This window comes from Candidatus Aminicenantes bacterium (assembly GCA_011049425.1).
Taxonomy (GTDB): Bacteria; Acidobacteriota; Aminicenantia; order UBA2199; family UBA2199; genus UBA876.
Genome location: DSBM01000044.1, coordinates 1 through 4813, shown reverse-complemented (window position 1 = coordinate 4813; position 4813 = coordinate 1). Strand labels below are relative to the sequence as shown.

Below are 4813 nucleotides of genomic sequence, written 5' to 3'. Positions count from 1 at the left end.
ATTACCGTCACCGCACCCAACGGCGGCGAGAGCTGGGCGGTTGGCAGCACCCAAACCATCACCTGGACCACAACGGATATCAGTTCGGGCAAATTCCGTATCTTCCTGTTGGACGGCACCACCAGCCTGGGAACTATCGCCACCCAACTTCCCATAACCCAGAACTCGTTCAGTTGGACCGTGGGCCATCTGATTGACGCTCCGGACGTGGGCGCCGGCACCAACTACAAGGTCAAGGTCCGCATTATCAGTGATTTTCCCAATGATTCGAGCGACGCGCCTTTCAGCATCACTTCCTCGGCACCCCCCACGGGATCGATCACGGTCACCAGCCCCAACGGCGGCGAGAGCTGGGCCCAGGGCAGCAGTCACAACATCACTTGGAGTTCCTCGGGCATTACATCGGGAACCTACCGGATCACCTTATTGAAGGGCGGCGTCCCGGCGGGCATCGTGGCATCGGGCCTTCCCTCGTCTCAGCATTCATACAACTGGAACGTGGGTACGACCGATTCACCCTTCCAGGGTGCGGCGGCGAATTACCGCATCCAGGTGGAACACCAGGGTGGAACGGCATTGGACTTCAGCGATGGCGCCTTCGTTATCACCGTGGCGGAGGAATCACCAGCGGGTACGATCACGGTCACCAGCCCCAACGGCGGCAGTTGGGAGAAAGACAGCACCAAAACCATCACCTGGGAAGCGCCGGGAATTGCGTCGGGCACTTACCAGATCACGCTCCGCAAGGGCGGTTCTTCTCTGGGAGTGGTGACCACGGGGATTCCCGCGAGCATCGACAATTACTCTTGGAAAGTGGGTGAACTACAGGGGATCCACTCTGAGGTAACTCCCGGTTCCGGCTACACTATCCGGGTTCAGCTTCTGGGTGAATCCACCTATGGAGACAGCGCCCCCTTCGCCATCGTCATCCGCTTCTTCCCCCCCTGGCTGGACAAACTGAAACAGATGGAACGCCTCCGTATTCCCTGGTGGATCGATCCCCCGGGACCGGATCCGGATCCCTGGGAAGGCATTAACTTGCCCTTTGACAAACTCAAAGGCCTTGTCAACGAAACGAAAGTCCCCGTGAATGTCGGCCTTGTCCAGAATGGAAAACTGCTGGGCATCCTGGGCCAGTTCAAGGGCAGTCGATTCATCCCCGGAAACATGGCCAAACTGATCGGTGAAAACGGGCTGCGCTTCAAACTGGGTCGCGGACAACTCGCCGAATTCTCCAAAGGCGGCAACTTCGTCCTGCGTTTTGTCAATGCAAAGACCGGAGAAGTCATGTACAACCTGAATGTCCAGATGCAGAAACAGATGATGCAACGAGGTTTTCAAAAGATCCGGCACTGAAGAAAGTTTCGACAGGTATGGTCAAAGGGGTGTTCCCTGCGGGGGGCGCCCCTTTTTTTTTATGGATTTCTTGGATTCACGGAAAAGTTCACGGATTGTCACAAACCTGTTCGCCTGGTATTCTCGAGCGGGGATTAACAAGCCCTGATAAAAAATTGACATTTTTCAGGACTCCCCATACAATTGTGAATCCGGCGTGAAACCATTCATGGGTTCCGCCCTGAAACCCGATCTACAAGGAGGCCTCATGCTCAAGGGACATCCCAAAGGATTGATTGTCGCATTCTTCGCCAACATGGGTGAACGCTTCGGTTTTTATACCATGATGGCCATTCTGGTGCTTTTCCTGCAGGCCAAATACAACCTCAGCGCCGAAGCCGCCAGCACCTACTACAGCTGGTTTTACTATGCCATATACGCCCTGGCGTTACTGGGCGGCATAGTGGCCGACAGCACGAACAAGTACAAACTGGTGATCCTTTTCGGTATCGTAATCATGTTCTTCGGATACGGCGTTCTGGCCGTTCCCGGAATGCCCCTGACCATTACCCTGATCGGCCTGTTCGTAATCGCCCTGGGCAACGGCCTCTTCAAAGGCAACCTCCAGGCCGTGGTGGGACAGTTGTACGACGATCCCAAGTATTCAAAAGTCCGGGATACGGCGTTCATGATCTTTTACATGGGCATCAACGTCGGCGCTTTCTTCGCGCCTTTCGTGGCCACGGGTATCCGCGACTGGTTTCTGAGAACCCAGGGTTTTCTGCATGACGCCAGCCTGCCTAAGATGTGCCACGCCTATCTCAACAACACCCTCACCGGTGAGGGTGCCATCAACCACCTGGAGACATTGGCCGCCAAAGTATCCGGGACCATGATTACAGGAGCGGACCAGCTGCGCGAATTCGCCGCCAACTACATCAACGCCTTTGCCAAGGGCTATAATTACGCCTTCGGAATCGCGGCCGGAGCGATGGTCATTTCGCTGGTGGTCTACGTGGTTTTCAACCGCTACCTGCCCGGCCGCGTGAAAAGCGACCCCAGGAAAGGCGACCCTTCGCAGGTCGTGGCGCGCATCGCCAACCTTCCCAGCATCACCGTGGCCATCGGGGCGATTGTGCTTACCGCGCTGGTCTTCCACTTGCTGTTAAATGACCTTGCCCTGGGTATGGCAATCGGTCTTTTCCTTGGATTCGTGGCTTTCATATTCAAAACGTCCACGAAGCAGGAAAAACCCCGGGTGATCGCCCTGGTGCTGGTGTTCGTGGTGGTGATCTTTTTCTGGATGTCTTTTCACCAGAACGGATTGACCCTAACGTTTTTCGCCCGGGATTTCACTCAGCTTACCGTTGGACCGATCAACAACATCTTCTTTAACGTCGAGTCCATGCTCGTGTTTATCGGCAGCCTGGCCGGGCTTTTCCTTTTGTTGTTTAAAAAAGGCACACTTCAGAAGTTTATCGGCCTGGTCATGTTTACCGGTTTCGGAGCCGCCACCTACTACTTCTACTCCGACTACAGCGCGCAAAACCCCATCGCGCCCGAGATCTTTCAATCCTTCAACCCCCTGTTCATCGTGGTGTTGACCTTCCCCGTCATGGCGATCTTCGGCTGGCTGCGCAAGCGGAACATGGAGCCTTCGACGCCGACAAAAATCGGTATCGGCATGGTTATCGCCGCGATCGCCTTTGTCGTCATGTTGGTCGGTTCGCTGAAGCTGGCGGCTCCCAAATTGATCGCCACTCAAAACCTGACCGAATGGGACCGGATATCTCCACATTGGCTGATCAGCACTTACCTGATCCTGACCATCGCCGAGCTCTTCCTCAGTCCCATGGGTCTCTCGTTTGTTTCCAAGGTTTCCCCGGTACGTTTCCAGGGACTGATGCAGGGAGGCTGGCTCCTGGCCACGGCCACCGGCAACAAGCTGCTCTTCGTGGGCGGTTACTTCTGGGACAAACTTGAACTCTGGCAATTGTGGTCCATATTCGTGGTCTGCAGTATTCTGTCAGCCGGCTTTATCATGAGCATACGCAAAAAACTTGAAAAGGCCTCAATCGCTTGAGGCGTATGTTTTCACAACCGCCGGGGGGCGAGACCGCCCCCCGGCATTGCCCTCTGATCCTTTGTACACGCAGGTTCCCCACCGTATGGTCATGACCTTTGCTTCCGGTGTCGGTAAAGGAGGGAAAATCGCCATCGGCAACGTCACCAGAGTTCCTATCGCCTGGACCTGGGCGCGGCGTTCCATCTGATTTTATAACATCCGGCGGCTCTGTTGGTAAAAAGGCCCGGTCCGGGAAAAAGAACCTGCAGGAGGAGTGGACCGGACCCTGAAGCGGGACGGGGGTGCGATTCCCGGTTGCGGGATCCGGGAATCGCACCGCCCATCCGTTTATCGGAAACAACCGTCGGCACAATAACCTGGAGCAAATCCAGTTCCAGTCTGAATACGCGTCATTGTCACCGCTGGATGACAAACAGAAAAAAAAAGAACTCCCGTGGCTGCATTCCAGTCTCCTGTAACCTTTTTCCTCTCCAACTTTCCGACTTTGCGTATATTTACATACTGACAAGCACCGGTTCCTGCTTTCCTGTCACCTGTTACCTTCGCTTCAACCTTCCATCTCGATTTTTCTTTCCCCAGTCAATGACCTTCGCCGCGCAACATTCCCGGCCCATGCTCCAGGAGGGGCAGAATCAGTCGGGTACACAAGCGCACCGCCTTTACGGAACCCGGGAAGTTCACCACCAGGGTACGGCCATGGACGCCGCAAACCCCCCGGGAAAATACAGCCTGGGGCGTTTCCCGGCAGGACTCCCTGCGCAGCATCTCCGCGACCCCCGGTAACACGCGTTCACAGAACGCCGACGTTACTTCCGGGGTCTGATCCCTGGGACCAATGCCCGTCCCACCCGTGGTAATGATCCAGTCCACGCCCTTCCATTTTTCAAGCGCGATCCGAATGGCCGCGGAATCATCGGGAACCAGCCCTGCCTGAACCGTCAATTCCAGACCGCTTGATTCCAGGATGCCCCTGATTTCCGGGCCGGAACGATCCTCATAATCACCGGTAAAAGCTCGGTCAGAAACGGTAAGTACCACAATCTCCAGCATAAACGACTCCTCCGTGGATGACCCGGGTGAACACACCATGATCCGGCAATACCGATTCACCGGTTAAGCGCAGGATGGCGTTTTCCTGATGAAGAGGCTTACCCAACTGGGTGACCTCAAGTTCAACTTCTCCTATTGCAATCCGCCCCCCCACATCAACCTGCTGCCAATTAATCCCCCGGGTCAGAATGTTTTCACCGAAAGCCCCCGGACCGGCATATATGTGAGGATTTTTCAATGAAATGCCCCGCCACGCCGGAGCGGACACCTCCTCGGCCAGGAAACTGACCTGCCGGTGCCAATTGCCTGCATGCGCGTCACCCTCAATGCCCCATTCCGCTT

At 55.6% G+C, this 4813-nt stretch carries 4 protein-coding genes; 2 read left to right on the top strand and 2 right to left on the bottom strand.

The window, feature by feature from the left end:
• Both ENN40_03105 and ENN40_03100 read left to right on the top strand, forming a co-directional pair.
• Positions 1-1356, top strand: a 1356-nt coding sequence (locus ENN40_03105) for a hypothetical protein (GenBank protein ID HDP94329.1), incomplete at its 5' end; no start/stop codon positions are given.
• Positions 1357-1552: 196 nt separating this feature from the next.
• Positions 1553-3418 (top strand): MFS transporter, encoded by a 1866-nt coding sequence (locus tag ENN40_03100; GenBank protein ID HDP94328.1) that lies wholly within the window; start codon positions 1553-1555, stop codon positions 3416-3418.
• Between the two features lie 582 nt (positions 3419-4000).
• Here ENN40_03100 and ENN40_03095 read toward each other — a convergent pair.
• A complete protein-coding gene (locus ENN40_03095) occupies positions 4001-4510 on the bottom strand; it encodes a MogA/MoaB family molybdenum cofactor biosynthesis protein (protein HDP94327.1) in 510 nt (169 codons plus the stop codon).
• The coding region (locus ENN40_03090; protein ID HDP94326.1) for an MOSC domain-containing protein at positions 4440-4813 on the bottom strand (374 nt) is incomplete at its 5' end. The genes ENN40_03090 and ENN40_03095, both read right to left, overlap by 71 nt.

Coding starts and splice junctions, on each gene's coding strand:
- ENN40_03095 (HDP94327.1), bottom strand. CDS start 4,510: ATGGTGTGTTCACCCGGGTCATCCACGGAGGAGTCGTTTATGCTGGAG.